The organism is Runella zeae DSM 19591 (assembly GCF_000423565.1).
Lineage (GTDB): Bacteria > Bacteroidota > Bacteroidia > Cytophagales > Spirosomataceae > Runella > Runella zeae.
In genome coordinates, this window is the sequence record NZ_KE384038.1 from 40589 (window position 1) to 54614 (window position 14026).

Annotated in this window: 14 protein-coding genes; 8 read left to right on the plus strand and 6 right to left on the minus strand. The window is 42.5% G+C overall.

Translation table 11 applies throughout. The features are described from left to right. The gene (locus tag G563_RS0123040; protein WP_028667398.1) at positions 1–822 is read right to left on the minus strand and encodes a hypothetical protein; all 822 of its coding nucleotides are present in this window, start codon (positions 820–822) and stop codon (positions 1–3) included. 12 nt (positions 823–834) lie between these two features. Continuing rightward, positions 835–2199 carry a M28 family peptidase gene (locus G563_RS0123045; protein ID WP_028667399.1) on the minus strand — a complete coding sequence of 455 codons (1365 nt, stop codon included), beginning with the start codon at positions 2197–2199 and terminating at the stop codon, positions 835–837. 253 nt (positions 2200–2452) lie between these two features. On the opposite strand from G563_RS0123045, the gene G563_RS0123050 reads away from it, so the two are divergent. From G563_RS0123050 to G563_RS0123070, 5 genes are all read left to right on the plus strand, one after another. Further along, positions 2453–4885 (plus strand): outer membrane beta-barrel protein, encoded by a 2433-nt coding sequence (locus G563_RS0123050; protein ID WP_028667400.1) that lies wholly within the window; start codon positions 2453–2455, stop codon positions 4883–4885. Positions 4886–4990: 105 nt separating this feature from the next. After that, positions 4991–6019, plus strand: coding sequence for a YncE family protein (locus G563_RS0123055; RefSeq protein ID WP_028667401.1), 1029 nt, complete (start codon positions 4991–4993; stop codon positions 6017–6019). A gap of 51 nt (positions 6020–6070) precedes the next feature. Beyond that, a complete protein-coding gene (locus G563_RS0123060; protein ID WP_169579801.1) occupies positions 6071–7396 on the plus strand; it encodes an alpha/beta fold hydrolase in 1326 nt (441 codons plus the stop codon). Positions 7397–7684: 288 nt separating this feature from the next. Then, entirely contained in the window at positions 7685–8173 is a 489-nt protein-coding gene (locus G563_RS0123065) for a helix-turn-helix domain-containing protein (protein ID WP_028667403.1), read from the plus strand. A gap of 123 nt (positions 8174–8296) precedes the next feature. Further along, positions 8297–8875 carry a 1-acyl-sn-glycerol-3-phosphate acyltransferase gene (locus G563_RS0123070; RefSeq protein ID WP_028667404.1) on the plus strand — a complete coding sequence of 193 codons (579 nt, stop codon included), beginning with the start codon at positions 8297–8299 and terminating at the stop codon, positions 8873–8875. A 1-nt stretch (position 8876) separates the two neighbouring features. On the opposite strand, the gene wecB is transcribed toward G563_RS0123070, so the two are convergent. Both wecB and G563_RS0123080 read right to left on the minus strand, forming a co-directional pair. Continuing rightward, the gene (gene wecB / locus G563_RS0123075) at positions 8877–9989 is read right to left on the minus strand and encodes a non-hydrolyzing UDP-N-acetylglucosamine 2-epimerase (RefSeq protein WP_037327947.1); all 1113 of its coding nucleotides are present in this window, start codon (positions 9987–9989) and stop codon (positions 8877–8879) included. A gap of 16 nt (positions 9990–10005) precedes the next feature. After that, the gene (locus G563_RS0123080; protein WP_028667406.1) at positions 10006–10350 is read right to left on the minus strand and encodes a Spx/MgsR family RNA polymerase-binding regulatory protein; all 345 of its coding nucleotides are present in this window, start codon (positions 10348–10350) and stop codon (positions 10006–10008) included. A 71-nt stretch (positions 10351–10421) separates the two neighbouring features. Here G563_RS0123080 and G563_RS0123085 point away from each other — a divergent pair, with 71 nt between their 5' ends. Continuing rightward, positions 10422–10868, plus strand: a complete 447-nt coding sequence (locus tag G563_RS0123085) for an SRPBCC family protein (protein ID WP_028667407.1) — start codon at positions 10422–10424, stop codon at positions 10866–10868. Between the two features lie 2 nt (positions 10869–10870). Here G563_RS0123085 and G563_RS0123090 read toward each other — a convergent pair whose 3' ends face one another. Then, positions 10871–11617, minus strand: a complete 747-nt coding sequence (locus tag G563_RS0123090; RefSeq protein WP_028667408.1) for an ABC transporter ATP-binding protein — start codon at positions 11615–11617, stop codon at positions 10871–10873. A 5-nt stretch (positions 11618–11622) separates the two neighbouring features. Next, positions 11623–12531 carry a twin-arginine translocase subunit TatC gene (tatC, locus tag G563_RS0123095; protein ID WP_028667409.1) on the minus strand — a complete coding sequence of 303 codons (909 nt, stop codon included), beginning with the start codon at positions 12529–12531 and terminating at the stop codon, positions 11623–11625. A 320-nt stretch (positions 12532–12851) separates the two neighbouring features. On the opposite strand from tatC, the gene G563_RS0123105 reads away from it, so the two are divergent. Then, positions 12852–13274, plus strand: a complete 423-nt coding sequence (locus tag G563_RS0123105; RefSeq protein ID WP_028667410.1) for a hypothetical protein — start codon at positions 12852–12854, stop codon at positions 13272–13274. Beyond that, a complete protein-coding gene (locus G563_RS0123110; RefSeq protein WP_028667411.1) occupies positions 13246–14010 on the plus strand; it encodes a phosphoglycerol geranylgeranyltransferase in 765 nt (254 codons plus the stop codon). Before G563_RS0123105 ends, G563_RS0123110 begins: the two co-directional genes overlap by 29 nt. The last annotated feature ends 16 nt before the right edge of the window (positions 14011–14026 follow it).

Below are 14026 nucleotides of genomic sequence, written 5' to 3' on the forward strand. Positions count from 1 at the left end.
CTACTCAAGATTGAACTTCACTGCTTTGAGTACTTTAAGATAGCCTTCGGTGTGCTTTTTGATATTAGAAGGATATTCGGTGTCGGTATCAAACGCATCTAGCAATATTTTATGCCCTTTGAGGGCATCTTGTTCGTCAAAAAAAGTTTTTGTCCACTCAGTGGGAAGGTCTTCAGAAGAAGCCACGCCAATACCTCCACTATAAAACAGAAAAGGACTTTGTAAGATAGGAGTTTCAAAATAAGGCTGTTCTTTCTTGTCGGTAAGTTCAAAATAATCAATAATAAATGTCACCATACCTAGCACTCTCTTTTTGAGTTGTTGAGGGGTTTCGGGTTGGGAAGGTTTGATGCGCCATTGGTTGTGGGAAGGGTGGAGAAGGTCAATAGAATCTACCTCGTAAAGAGGTACGGCGGCCAAAAATAGGTCTATACCTTCAGCTTTATTTTGCGAATCAATGAGCCTAAACTTGGCTTGTTTTTCTTCTCTTTTGAGCTCTTTGAGCGAAAGCCCTTGTGTAAAAATAGGACCACTTAGCAAGTAATACCCGTTTTTGTTGGAATACTCCCAACGGTTAATAGAATATCCAAGGTCTTTTTGCCATACCACCAAAGTTTGATTCGGATAAAAACGCAAAAAACCGTCTTTTAGGGAAGTAATAAGATTTAAGTCATTGGAAACTACATTGTCGATAGTTTCGTCGAGGTCATATTTGCTTACTTTCCAAGAAGCTACCATAGGGTCTTGGTCGGGGTTATCGCTTCCAGAACCACAGGCAGAAAGTAAAATAACAAAGCTAATCATCAAAAACAGTGAACGCATAAAGGGGGAGGTTTAGATGCCGTATTTATCCAATAAATAAATCAGAACAGCCATGGAGGCAGTTCCTAAATCAAGCTCTCTTTTACTAACATTTTCAAAATTGTCGTTGGCAGCGTGATGATAATCAAAATAGCGCTGCGTATCAGGCTTATAACCAAGCAGTACAGTGCCGTGTTGTGCCAAAGGCCCGATGTCTGCTCCACCACCTCCAGGGCCTATTTCGTGAAGGCCATACGGTGCAAGTAGCGGCTTCCAGCCGATGATTTTGGCTTTTTGGTCAGTTTTGCCTACGATACCAAAACCTCTAGGAGTAAAACCACCGTTGTCTGACTCAATCGCCGCAATGTGCTTTTCATTGTTTTGTTTGGCCAAATCAGCATATTTGATGCCCCCTTTCAACCCATTTTCTTCATTCATAAACATCACCGCCCGGATTGTTCGTTTGGGTTGATAACCAAGGACCTTCAGGAGCCGTACTGCCTCAATAGACTGAACGCAGCCTGCGCCGTCGTCGTGGGCACCTTCGGCAATGTCCCATGAATCTAAGTGGCCACCTACTACGATGATTTCGTCAGGTTTTTCGCGGCCTTTGATTTCACCGACTACATTATGCGAATCAGCATCGGGGAGCGTTTCGCAGTTTTGACGAAAATAAAACGTAAGATTTGGATGTTCTTTTAGTTTTTGGCTGAGTAGATTGGCGGCATTGGTGCTGATAGCTGCGGTCGGAATTAAGGGCACGCCTGTGCCATAGCGCATACTTCCAGAGTGAGGGACATCGTCTTGGCGCGTGGTAACGGAGCGCACAATAGCCCCCACAGCGCCTAAATTTGCGGCTTCGGTGGCTCCGTTGGCACGCTGATCTACTGCCCCACCATAGGCTTCAAAGGTATTGATTTTGGTAGGGTCCATAGGACGATTGAAAAATACAATCTTGCCTTTGACCTTGTCTTTGCCTAATTCCCGCAATTGTTGAAAACTTTTTACTTCTATCACTTCTGCTTCTAGTCCTTTGGGGGCAGTTGCCACAGAGCCGCCCAGCGCCGCAATCGGTACTTTTGTTTTTTCTTTACCAATTTTGAAATAAGCTTCTTCTTTGGCTCCGCGCACCCAGTGAGGTACTTTCACATCTTGTAAAAACACTCGGTCAAATTTTTCTTGCTCCATGAGCTGTTTGGTATAAGCTACGGCCTTTTGCGCTCCTACTGAGCCACTAAGACGAGGGCCGATTTGTTTGCAGAGATATCGGAGCCATTCATAAGCTTGTCCGTTGGAGAGTACTTCGTCATAAATCTTGCGAATCATGAGCGAATCTTCGGATGTTTGGGCAAAGGTAGTAGTACTAACAAGGAGCAGGAAGAAAATAGACTTTTTCAAGCGTTTTAGCAATTTGAGGATGGTAGAAAGTGTCAGACACAAAAATAGGGTTTTGTTTGAAAAAGATGCGGATAGGCTTCATAAAAGAGTATTTCGTCAGAGTAATATGTACCCTGTCTAAAGTAAAGAATGAGTGCGAAAAAAATTGTCAAAACCGCTACCATTCATCCAAATCACCCCCTTTGGGTGAAGGTTGTCCTACTTACTACATTGTAGTTTTGGGAATCAGTTTCACCAACTCATACTGCCAGCCATGTCTAAAATTGTATTTGTTCTTATTATTTTTTGTATCGGAAATGCGGCCCTTCAAGCCCAAACGGTTTCTGGACAAATCGTAGATGAAATCGGCAAGAACATTGAATTTGCCAACGTAACCCTCCACCGTACTGCCGATTCTGCCTTGGTCAAGGCCGCACTGAGTGACGAACAAGGCCGTTTTGTGTTTGAGAAAATCGCCCAAGGGCGTTTTTTTGTACAGGTCTCGCAGATAGGGTATGAGCGTTTAGCCACCCCTTCGTTTGTAATTAGCAATGAAACCCCCTCCGTCAATCTTCGGACTATTGCACTTGTATCTGCTGCCCAAAATCTCAATGAGGTTACGGTACGTAGTACTAAACCGTTTATTGAGCGGCAATTAGACAAAACCATCGTCAATGTCGAAAATAGCATTGTAGGTGCCGGTAGCAATGCTTTGGAAGTCCTAGAGCGGTCGCCTGGTGTGGTAGTAGACCAAAATGACAATATCAGCTTGAAAGGTAAACAAGGTGTAGTGGTGATGATAAACGGAAAACCATCGGTGATAGCGGCGCAAGATTTGGCTAATTACCTACGTGGCTTGCCCGCCAATACGCTCGAAAAAATTGAAATCATTACTAATCCCTCCGCCAAATACGATGCCGCAGGTAACGCTGGTATCTTGAATTTGGTCATGAAAAAAGACCAACGGTATGGCACCAACGGAAGTGTCAACCTTAGCTATGGACAAGGTGTGTATGCCAAAACAGCCGAAGGAATAACCCTCAACCACCGCAACAAAAACCTAAACCTTTTTGGAAGCTACAATTTTTCGTATCGTAAAGTTTTTAGTCATTTAGTGTTGGATAGAAAGTTTTACAAAGACGATGTTTTAGAAGGGGTTTTTGAACAAGATAATTATATTACGATACCCTTCAAAAATCATAATACCCGATTGGGGGCGGATTATACGCTTTCCAAAAAAACAGTGATAGGGGTAGTTTTTAGTGGCCTTTCCAATGGCTTTAAACCCAACGGAGATACGCGCACAGAAGTACTTAACCAAGATTCCCAACTCATAAGGTATGATTTAAACAGCAATCGTTCGAAGGAAAATTGGTTTAACTACGCGGCCAATGCTAACCTTAAGCATACTTTTGATTCTACGGGACGAGAGCTTAACGTAGACTTGGACTATGCTTATTATGGTAATAAAACGGATCAGCGTTTTACCACTGATTTTGTAGATGTCAAAGGAAATAAGATTTTACCCACTTATGTATTGATAGGTGATATTTTGGGCAGACTTGACATCAAATCTATCAAGGCTGATTATGTACACCCGCTCAAAAACAAAGCCAAGCTAGAAACGGGTTTAAAAAGCAGTTTTGTAAGAGCCGACAACGACCTCAAATATTACGATGCTAGCAACGAACAGCCCGTTTTTGATGCTTCGCAAAGCAATCACTTTATTTATGACGAAAACATCAACGCGGCCTACGCCAACTTTGCCAAAGAATACAAAAAAATCAATTTTCAATTAGGATTAAGGGTGGAGCAAACTCACATCAAAGGCAATCAGCTGGCTACCAATGCCGTATTTGATAGTAGCTATACACGTTTATTTCCGAGTGCTTTTGTCAATTATAAGTTTTCCAAAAAGCACGAATGGGGGTTTTCGGTGAGCCGTCGTTTAGATAGACCGAGTTATCGGCAATTGAATCCCTTTCGGTTTTTTATCAACAATACTACTTATAGTGAGGGCAATCCTTATCTCCAACCCCAATTTACGTATTCGTTTGAGGTGTCGCATACTTATAAGCAGCAGATTACTACCACATTGTCTTACAGCCGTACTACCAACAACATCACGCAGGTGATTATGCCCGTAGAGGGTCAAGACAAAATCACGGTTCAGACCAATCGGAATTTAGCAGAATTTGAGTTTTGGGGAGTCAACATTTCTGCTCCTATTCAAGTCACAAAATGGTGGAATAGTGTCAACAACCTCAATACCTATTACGGAGTTTATCGAGGCAACATCGCCAATACTCCTTTACAAAACGGAAATTTCAATTATAATATCAACAGCAACAACAGTTTCGTATTGGGCAAAAAAGGATATACAGCCGAAATGACGGTGGTGTATCGTGCCCGCGAAATTTATGGTTTTATGGATGTAATGCCTACGGGGCAACTATCGGTGGGGATTCAGAAATCGTTTTGGCAACGCCAAGGTTCCCTTAAACTCAACGTGACCGATATTTTTTATACCAACAACAGCCGAGCTACGGTTACTTTCCGCGATTATGTAGAAAAATTTGAAGCAAATCGTGAAACAAGAGTGGCCACTTTGGCTTTTTCGTATCGGTTTGGAAATACCAAAGTGGCAGCAAGTCGCCGGCGTTCGAGCGGTGTGGAAGAAGAAAAACAGCGCGCCGGTAATGGATAATTTAATTTTGGCTGTGCTCGCCGCGCAGCCAAGCTTAATAAAACTGTACATAAAAAAACGACCAACTTAATGTACCTTCGTATAAAATCAATAAAACAAAATACGATGAAAAAGTGGTTGGTAATACTTTGGTTTTCATTGCTTTCGACCAAGCTCTTAGCTCAGTCGCTAGGCTCTTTGATGGTGGTCAACAAAGGTGGGAATACTATGTCGATTCTTGACCTTGATTTGAATACGGAGCTCACGCGGATTCCGACTGGTGAAGGCTCCCACGAAGTGGCCGTATCACCAGATGGTAAAATTGCGGTGGTTTGTAACTACGGAAATCAAACTCCCAACAATAGCCTTACTATCATTGATATTGCCCAAAAATCTAGTATTAAAAAAATTGACTTGGGTATATATCAACGTCCTCATGGCATAGAGTTTATCGCTCCAGAGGAGGTAATTGTGACTAGCGAAGTAGCACAAGTGTTGATTAAGGTCAATATCAAAACCGACGCCGTAACCGAAGTTGTCAAAACCAATCAAGAAGGGAGTCATATTGTGGCCTACTGTAAAGCAGACGGCAAAGCCTATGTGGCCAATCGCCGCTCAGGGTCGGTGTCGGTGGTGGATGTAAAAGGTAATAAGTTGCTCAAAACTATCGTGCTCAAACCTGGTACCGAGGGGCTAGATATTTCGCCTAACGGAAAAGAATTGTGGGTCGCCAACCAAATTGATAGTACGGTTACGATTATCAACGCGCAGACTTTCAAAGAAGAAGCATTGCTGTATGCGCATCAAAATGCAATTCGAGTCAAATTTTTACCCAATGGAAAATATAGTTTGATTTCCAATGCCAAAACAGGTAATGTGAGCGTTTATGACGTAGCCGCCCGTCGGCTCATAAAAGACATTGATTTGTTCAATTTAGATAAAGGTATTGAGGGACTAGGGAAAGCAAAAGACCTTAAAAATCCGCCTATACCTGTTGGGATTACCACCCATCCAAGTGGAAAATTCGTATATATCGCTGCGGTTAATTATGGAACCATTGCCGTAATAGATACCGCCAATTGGGAGGTTGTGGCTACCATCAGAGCAGGTGCTTCTCCCGATGGGTTGTATCACTCTCCTTTGAAAATAAATTAGTTTAGACTTTAAGGGGAGATAAAATGGTAGGATTGAAAAATGAAGAGACCTATGAAAAAGATTGGATGTTTTCTATTGATGCTGCTATCGGCCATTGCTTATGCTCAACTCCCCGAGCGTAAGGCCGTTATGGGGATGAGGGGAAAAGATACCGCAGACGGGATTTTGGTAGATACAGTCTTCGCAAATGGAACTTTGGCGACGGTCGGAATCCAAAAAGGGGATTTGATTGTGTCTCTAAACAATCAGTCAGTCACCACCATGCTCGAATTTAACGCTATTGCTTCCAATATCCGAGCTGGAGAGTCTGTTTCGGTGATGTTTTCGCGGGGGCGCAAAAGAAATGCAGCTACCACTACAGCGGTGGCAAGGGCTTTGGAGCAGTCAGACATCGCAGAAGTAAAGTACGATTGGGTAAAATTTAGAAATGGCTATTTGCGAGCCATTACTCGTATTCCCAAAGGCAAGACGATTGTGCCCGCTATTTTGCTCATACCAGGCTATGGCTGCGGCTCTATCGAAAACTACGCTTCTAGCTACAATGGCAAGCTCATGGATGAGTGGCTCAAAAATGGCTACGCGGTAGTGACCATCGAAAAATCAGGCGTAGGCGATAGTTATGGATGTGTGCCGTGTGCTGAGGTAGATTTAGTGACCGATATTGAGAGTTTTGACGCGGGGTATCGCTACATGGAGCAGCTCCCTTTTGTGGACAAAACCCAGCTTTTCATTTGGGGGCACAGCAGGGGAGGCACGATTGCACCCGAAATAGCCAAGCGGCATCAGCCCAAAGGTGTGATGGTGTTTGGCTGTGTATTTCGGCCTTGGAGTGAATTTTTGTTGGAAATGCACCGTGTCCAAAAACCTTTGCTTGACGGCCTTAATTATCAACAAACCGAGACTTTTGTTCGAACTATCCAGAAAGTTTATTATGAATTTTTTGTTCTGAAAAAATCTCCCGCTGAGCTTTATCAAAATCCTGAATATAAAGCAGTAGTAGCGAGTGAACTAGGCTATAAAGAAAACAGGAACAACAATATGTGGGGGCGTCATTGGCGATTTTGGCAGCAACTTGATTCTCTCAATCTCGCCCAAAGCTGGCAGAAAGTCAATTGTCCAGTGTTAGTGATTCATGGCGGCGCCGATTATGAACAATGCTCATTGGTAGAACCATACATGATTCAGCAAGCTGTCAATGAGGCGCATCCAAACTATGCCACTTGGGTTACCATCCCAGACCTCGACCACTTTATGATGAAGAGCAAAGATTGGCCCGAAGCAGTTAAAAATTTTAGAGAACAGCAGTACCTGAAAGGCAACTTCCATCCGCAGATTGCAGATGAAACCATCAAATGGCTAAAGAAGTATCTTCAATAGTGTTAGCTTAGAAAATCTTGTATATGTGTAAAACTAGGTCTGTTAACATACTTTAACACCTGATTTTCTGGTATTTGTAAAAATAGGGTGCATTTTTGTGAAGCAATAGTAGTACTGTTCAAAGTCTCCTATTAACAGCCCTTTTAAGTTTAAAAAATATTGTAGCGTTTCTAGAAAATCTTCAAAATCTCGTAAAACAGATAACTATAGGCAAAAAAATAAATAAGTAATTGATGCAACGTGGGGAGGTTTTTTATCATCTTATAGCTAACTACCCAGCCTGAAAAGATGAAACGACCAGTTGTATTGAAAGATTTAGGAAGATGGAGAAACGCTACCCAACGGCTTCTGTCGCGGATTCCTAACAATGCTTTTATTACGTTTTTGAGACGTATTATCTTTCGCCAAACCGCCCGCCAGCGTTATGGAGTAGATTTGCTTAATAGGCTTTTTAGGTTGATGAATCAGGAAAAACCCTATCTCAATACCTCCGTTTCTATTGATTATCTTGCTTCTCGCTTGGGGGTTTCGGCATGTCAATTAGCACAGGTGATTAATGAAAATCTCGAACAAAGTTTTATGGATTTGATAGCAACCTATCGCATCCAAGAAGCCAAACGCATGCTCGTAAGTCCCGAATACCGCAATCTAAAAATGAGTGAACTTGCACGAAAAGTAGGATATGATTCTAAAATGGATTTTTTTGAAGCATTTAAAAAAATCACCGAACAAACGCCTACCGAATACAAAAAGAAAACGAATTTGGTTTGTATGTAGGCCACTCCTAAATCATTTTCTTTGCTTCGCAAAACAATACCTTGCTAAAGTACAAATAAGCCCAAAGTAGTTGTCGAATCAAAAGTAGTTTCTAAATTTGGCGAACTTAACATTTGGCAATTTATGAATTGGCTTTTTGCATTTTTGTACCGCTTGTTTGGATGGACTATCATTGGAACTCCCCCCAGACACCTTAAAAAAGCAATATGGACAGTCTGTCCTCATTGGAATAGCGGTGATTTTTTTATTGGGATAGGTGCCCGCGCAACCATTAAAGTAAAAATGGGGTTCTTAGCCAAAAGTACCCTCTTTAAATGGTATTCAGGTTGGTTTTTTAGAGCATTGGGGGGCTATCCTGTGTATCGCGAAAAGTCTAATAATTTGGTAGAAGCAGTAGCGGAGACTTTCCACCAAAACGATACCATTCATATTGCTATTGCTCCTGAAGGCACTCGCAGCAATACTTCTAGGCTCAAAACGGGCTTTTACTACATGGCCCTCAAAGCACAAGTGCCTCTTGTGCTTGTGGGGTTTGACTATGGTCGCAAGGCGGTTGTTTTTGGTGGGACTGTGAATGTGACGGGAGATTATGTAAAAGACATGAAACCATTTTATGATTTTTACCTGACAATTCAGAGTCCTAAAAAAGAATGGCTTCAAAACTACGAGCAAACAGGCGTAGTGGTGTTACCAAAAAACTGACTCAAAGTGTTTGTAAAAAATCAATGATACGATTGCTTGCCAAGCCATCCCCATAAGGATTGGTAGCTTCTGACATCTGACGATATACCTCAGGACGCTCCCAAAGCTGACTCACGGCTTCTACGATTGTTTGTTTGTGTGCACCTACTAGTTTTACTGTACCTGCCTGAATGGCTTCGGGGCGCTCTGTCGTATCGCGCATCACGAGGACAGGCTTTCCCAAACTAGGAGCTTCTTCTTGCACTCCTCCCGAATCAGTCAGAATCACCCAGCTTTTTTTCATAGCATATACAAAATCAGCATAATCCATCGGTGCTGGTAAATGAATATTGGGTAAATGACCCAGCCGCTCATAAACAGGCGTTTGAACATTGGGGTTGAGATGTACGGGATAAACAATTTCGAGGGTGGGATAGCGGTGAGCAAGTGTAGATAAAGCATCACAAATTTGAATAAAACCATCTCCAAAATTTTCGCGTCGATGCCCCGTTACTAGCAAGATTTTTTTGTTATTGTCAAAAATCGCTTGGATTTTTTTTGGAATCTGAGGAGAAAAATGGCTTACTCTATTGCTTACGTACAGCAAAGCATCAATGACCGTATTACCTGTTTTGACGATAGCCGTCGGTACAATTTTTTCTTCTATCAAAGCCTGAACATTGCGCGTAGTAGGTGCAAAAAAGTAGTTGGCCAAACGGTCGGTGATGAGTCGGTTGGCTTCTTCAGGAAAAGGCGAAAGTAAATTGCCCGTGCGCAATCCCGCTTCTACGTGCCCTATTTTGATACCTGCATAAAAAGCTGCCAACGAAGTAGCCATGCAGGTAGTAGTATCGCCATGTACTAGCACTAAGTCGGGACGGTAACTTTGAAATAGCTCTCTCAATCCTGCCAAGATTCGACAAGTAATATCGGTAAGGTCTTGCCCCGCCTGCATGATATTGAGGTCAAAATCAGGCGTGATTTCAAACAAAGCCAATACTTGGTCGAGCATTTGGCGATGCTGACCCGTCACACACAGTTTATGCTCAAAGTAAGGGTTTTGTTGTAATTTTTGCACCAAAATAGCCATTTTAATGGCCTCCGGCCGCGTCCCAAAAACAGTCAGTAGCTTCATTGATAAAAAGGAAGTTTTAAAGCTGATGAATATATTCAGGCTTCCAACCTACCACTATGATTTTACCTTCTTTTTCAATAATGGGGCGTTTAATAAGGGAAGTATTTTCTTGCATTAAAGTAATGATATCTTCTGAGTTTTGAAGCGAGTTTTTTTGATCGTCGGTGAGTTTTTTCCAAGTAGTGCCCGCACGATTGATAAGGATTTTTTGGGGCTGTTGGGTGAGCCACTCTGCTAGTTTTTGGCGAGAGATACCTTCTTTTTTATAATCGTGGAAAGTATAATTGATGTGGTTTTCTTTGAGCGCGGTGAGCGTTTTTTTGATAGTATCACAATTGGGGATGCCGTAGATAGTTACCATTTTTATGTACAAACAATTTGAATTTGTGTGCAAAGTAGAAAACTTTTTTGAGTGCGGGAAGTTAAAAACGTATGAAGCTCCATCTACGTACATCAGTGTCACAATCTTATCAGCAAGTATGGGAAGGTTTTGACGAAGCCCTTTTTCGAAAACTAAGCCCTCCTTTTCCGCCAGTACGCGTGGTGCGTTTTGATGGATGTAAAAAGGGAGATGTTGTAGAGCTTGAACTCAATTTTTTGTTTTTTCGCCAGCTTTGGACTAGCCTCATTGTGGAGCAACAAGCAAGCACCGACGAAATCTATTTTGTAGATGAGGGTACAAAACTACCCTTTTTTTTGAGGTATTGGCGCCACCGCCACCGTATCATTCAACAAACCACTTCTTCGGCTATCATTGCCGACGAAATCGAATACCGTACGCCTAGTGTGCTCACCGATTATTTGTTTTATCCTCTATTGTGGGTGCAATTTGCCTATCGCAAACCGATTTATCGCCGTTATTTCAAGTCAAAATCGTGAGACTATTTTTCTAGTTCTCTTAGAAGTTTGTTGGCAAAAATAAACTCATTGAGCTCGGCTACTTTCGATTTGGTGATGGTTTGATTATCGCCTTCCCAAAGTTTATGACCTTTGTAAAGAAAAATGATTTTTTCTCCGATTTCGAGCACTGAGTTCATATCATGCGTAATCACCACCGTCGTAATATTATATTCGTCAGTGATTTCTTTGATGAGCTCGTCGATTTTGATAGAAGTAAGAGGGTCAAGGCCAGAGTTGGGTTCATCACAAAACAAATACTTGGGATTCATCACGATAGCTCGTGCAATCCCCACCCGTTTTTTCATCCCACCGCTGATTTCTGAAGGCATTCGATTGGCGGCTTGTTCGAGTCCTACCCGCGCCAAACAAAACATGACTCGGTCGTCTTTTTCGCTTTCGCTCATATCGGTGAGCATTTCGAGCGGAAAGCGTACGTTTTGAGCTACGGTTTTGGAGTCAAACAAAGCCCCTCCTTGAAACAACACTCCCATTTCGCGGCGAATCTGCTTACGCACTTCTTCTTCGCTGTTCCAAAAATCACGGCCATTGTATAGCACCTGCCCTTTGTCGGGTTTTACGAGCCCAATAAGACATTTTAGCAGGACACTTTTGCCCGTCCCACTACCGCCGATAATCAAGCTTGTATCACCGGGCTTAAAAGCGCTAGAGACATTCTCTAGCACCATGCGCCCATCAAAGGATTTGCATATGTCGATAAATTGAATCATCAGGTTTACATATCAGATTCGGGATTCCAAGAGGTATCTCCTCTTGCTCCGGCTTCTTCTTCTTCTTTGGCTTCTATTTCGGCTTCTTCCTTTTTGTTGCGTTCTACCCATCCTGATACCCAGATACTTACTTCATAAAGTAAAGTAAGAGGCATCGCCACCAATACCTGACTGAGTACATCAGGAGAAGGAGTAATCACCGCTGCCAAAATCAAAATCACGACGAAAGCATGACGACGATATTCGCGCATGAAGCGTGGATTGAGGAAGCCAATTCGGGATAAAACAAACGCTACTACGGGCAATTGGAAAGTGAGACCGCAAGCCAATGTGAGAATGGAAATCAAACCAATATAAGAGGTAATATCAAATTGGTTTTTGATGCTCGGGTCAAGTTGGAAATTAGCTAAAAAGTTGATAGCGAGAGGTGCTACAATATAATAACCAAACAGGACGCCCGATAAAAACAAGAATGTTACATAAAAAACGGCACCTCGGGCGGCTTTGCGTTCTGACGATTTGAGGCCGGGTTTGATAAAACGCCATACTTCCCAAAATGAATATGGAAAAGCAAACAACAAACCCAGTATTACTGAAGAAAGCAAGGCCATGGTAAACTGACCGGCCATTTCGCGACTTTGCAGCTCAAAATCTAATTTCTGAATACAAAGCCCTTCTGCTCCCGTAAAATCGGCTAATTTACACAGCATTCGATAGGTCCAGAAATCCCCCTTAGAAGGAGCTAAAATGATTTTATTGTAAATCTCTTCAATGTAGATGAAAGCAACAATGGTGAAAATAAGAATGGCGCCCACAGCTCTAATAACGTGCCAACGAAGTTCTTCGAGGTGCTCTATGAAGGTCATTTCATCACCGTTGGCTGATTCTTTTTCAAATTCTTGGTCGAGTGGCATTGGTTGTAAGTAAAATTTTTATTGAATGATATAGAGTCAGACTCTAATTGTATATGGGGGTGTAAGTACTTAAATAGACAAAGCTACTATGAACTTACGGCTTGGTTAGGTTCTATCTACTAATCTACAAAGGTACACGCTTAGACGTGTTTGTATTACAATTTCTTGAAAAATTAGATTCTGTTTTGGGCTTATGGCAGGTTTTTAGCATTTTTGAAACCAATTTGAGTCGCGATTTTAAAGAGATTTTGTTTGATTTTGAGAAAATATCCTTAAAACGTGAGCAAAAATCTTCCAAATTACCATAACAAAGAGAATTTATGGCCAACCTTCCCAAAAATATACTAACTTTTGAGGAACCCTTTGGAGATACCAACGGTCGTAAAATCGAACTGAAGGACACTTCTGAAGGCTATCGTCAATTGCTGGAAGAAAAATTTGAAGATATAAAAGCCAACGCCAGCCACATTGGGCAGCAGGCATTAGTCATTGGGGGAATTATTTCGGCAGTATATTTGCTATTAGAAGCAGTATTGCCAGATGAAGAACCCGAGCCTCGCGCTAGCGAAATCAATAGAGCCCCCGTGGTGATTGAGCATCGTGAACACAAAGCATCGTGGCTTACAAAGGCCGTAACCTCTTATGCCTTAACGTGGGCATTGGGAGTGGCTCGGCAAAAATTAATTGATTTTTTGGCCGCACAGCAAAATAGGGATGAAGTCAAAAATACGCACGAAACTTAGAAATAATTTCCAACAAGGGCGAAAATCATTCGCCGTATTGCTCGACCCTGATAAGGTGGAGCTTTCTTCGTTTCCGTTTATGTTGGCGGAGAGTGTTAGGTACGGAGTAGATTTCTTTTTTGTTGGGGGCAGTCTCATCACACGGTATGCCGCCGATGAGATCATTGCGGCTATTCACAAACATACCCATATTCCCGCTATTCTTTTTCCCGGAAACAGCCTGCATATAGAGCCTTCGGCAGATGCTATTTTGTTTTTGTCGCTTATTTCTGGCCGCAATCCCGACTTGCTTATTGGGCAGCACGTGGTGGCAGCACCTTTGCTCAAGCGTAGCAACTTAGAAGTTCTGCCTACGGGCTATATGTTGGTCGAAAGTGGCCGATCTACTACTGTTTCTTATATTAGCAATACCACTCCTATTCCACATGACAAGCCGTCGGTAGCAGCTTGCACCGCAATGGCCGGAGAGCTGTTGGGATTGCAATTGATGTATTTGGATGCCGGCAGTGGCGCCCAAAACCCCGTTTCGCCAGAGATGATTGCGGCAGTACGTAAATCGGTAGATACGCCAATCATTGTAGGGGGCGGTATCAATTCGGTAGCAAAAGCCCAAGCTGCTTTAGAAGCAGGTGCTGATGTGATTGTAGTGGGGAATGGTATCGAAAAAAATCCCGACCTTCTTCCCGAATTAGCACAGGCTGTGAGGGCCTTTAATGAAAAAGTGACGGCGATTTAGAGCCCCTTTTGTGGTC

What these genes read in the sequence shown, in the direction of transcription:
- G563_RS0123040 (WP_028667398.1), bottom strand. Translation starts at nt 822, where the DNA reads ATGCGTTCACTGTTTTTGATGATTAGCTTTGTTATTTTACTTTCTGCC.
- G563_RS0123050 (WP_028667400.1), top strand. Translation starts at nt 2,453, where the DNA reads ATGTCTAAAATTGTATTTGTTCTTATTATTTTTTGTATCGGAAATGCG.
- G563_RS0123055 (WP_028667401.1), top strand. Translation starts at nt 4,991, where the DNA reads ATGAAAAAGTGGTTGGTAATACTTTGGTTTTCATTGCTTTCGACCAAG.
- G563_RS0123060 (WP_169579801.1), top strand. Translation starts at nt 6,071, where the DNA reads ATGAAAAAGATTGGATGTTTTCTATTGATGCTGCTATCGGCCATTGCT.
- G563_RS0123065 (WP_028667403.1), top strand. Translation starts at nt 7,685, where the DNA reads ATGAAACGACCAGTTGTATTGAAAGATTTAGGAAGATGGAGAAACGCT.
- G563_RS0123070 (WP_028667404.1), top strand. Translation starts at nt 8,297, where the DNA reads ATGAATTGGCTTTTTGCATTTTTGTACCGCTTGTTTGGATGGACTATC.
- wecB (WP_037327947.1), bottom strand. Translation starts at nt 9,989, where the DNA reads ATGAAGCTACTGACTGTTTTTGGGACGCGGCCGGAGGCCATTAAAATG.
- G563_RS0123080 (WP_028667406.1), bottom strand. Translation starts at nt 10,350, where the DNA reads ATGGTAACTATCTACGGCATCCCCAATTGTGATACTATCAAAAAAACG.
- G563_RS0123085 (WP_028667407.1), top strand. Translation starts at nt 10,422, where the DNA reads ATGAAGCTCCATCTACGTACATCAGTGTCACAATCTTATCAGCAAGTA.
- G563_RS0123090 (WP_028667408.1), bottom strand. Translation starts at nt 11,617, where the DNA reads ATGATTCAATTTATCGACATATGCAAATCCTTTGATGGGCGCATGGTG.
- tatC (WP_028667409.1), bottom strand. Translation starts at nt 12,531, where the DNA reads ATGCCACTCGACCAAGAATTTGAAAAAGAATCAGCCAACGGTGATGAA.
- G563_RS0123105 (WP_028667410.1), top strand. Translation starts at nt 12,852, where the DNA reads ATGGCCAACCTTCCCAAAAATATACTAACTTTTGAGGAACCCTTTGGA.
- G563_RS0123110 (WP_028667411.1), top strand. Translation starts at nt 13,246, where the DNA reads ATGAAGTCAAAAATACGCACGAAACTTAGAAATAATTTCCAACAAGGG.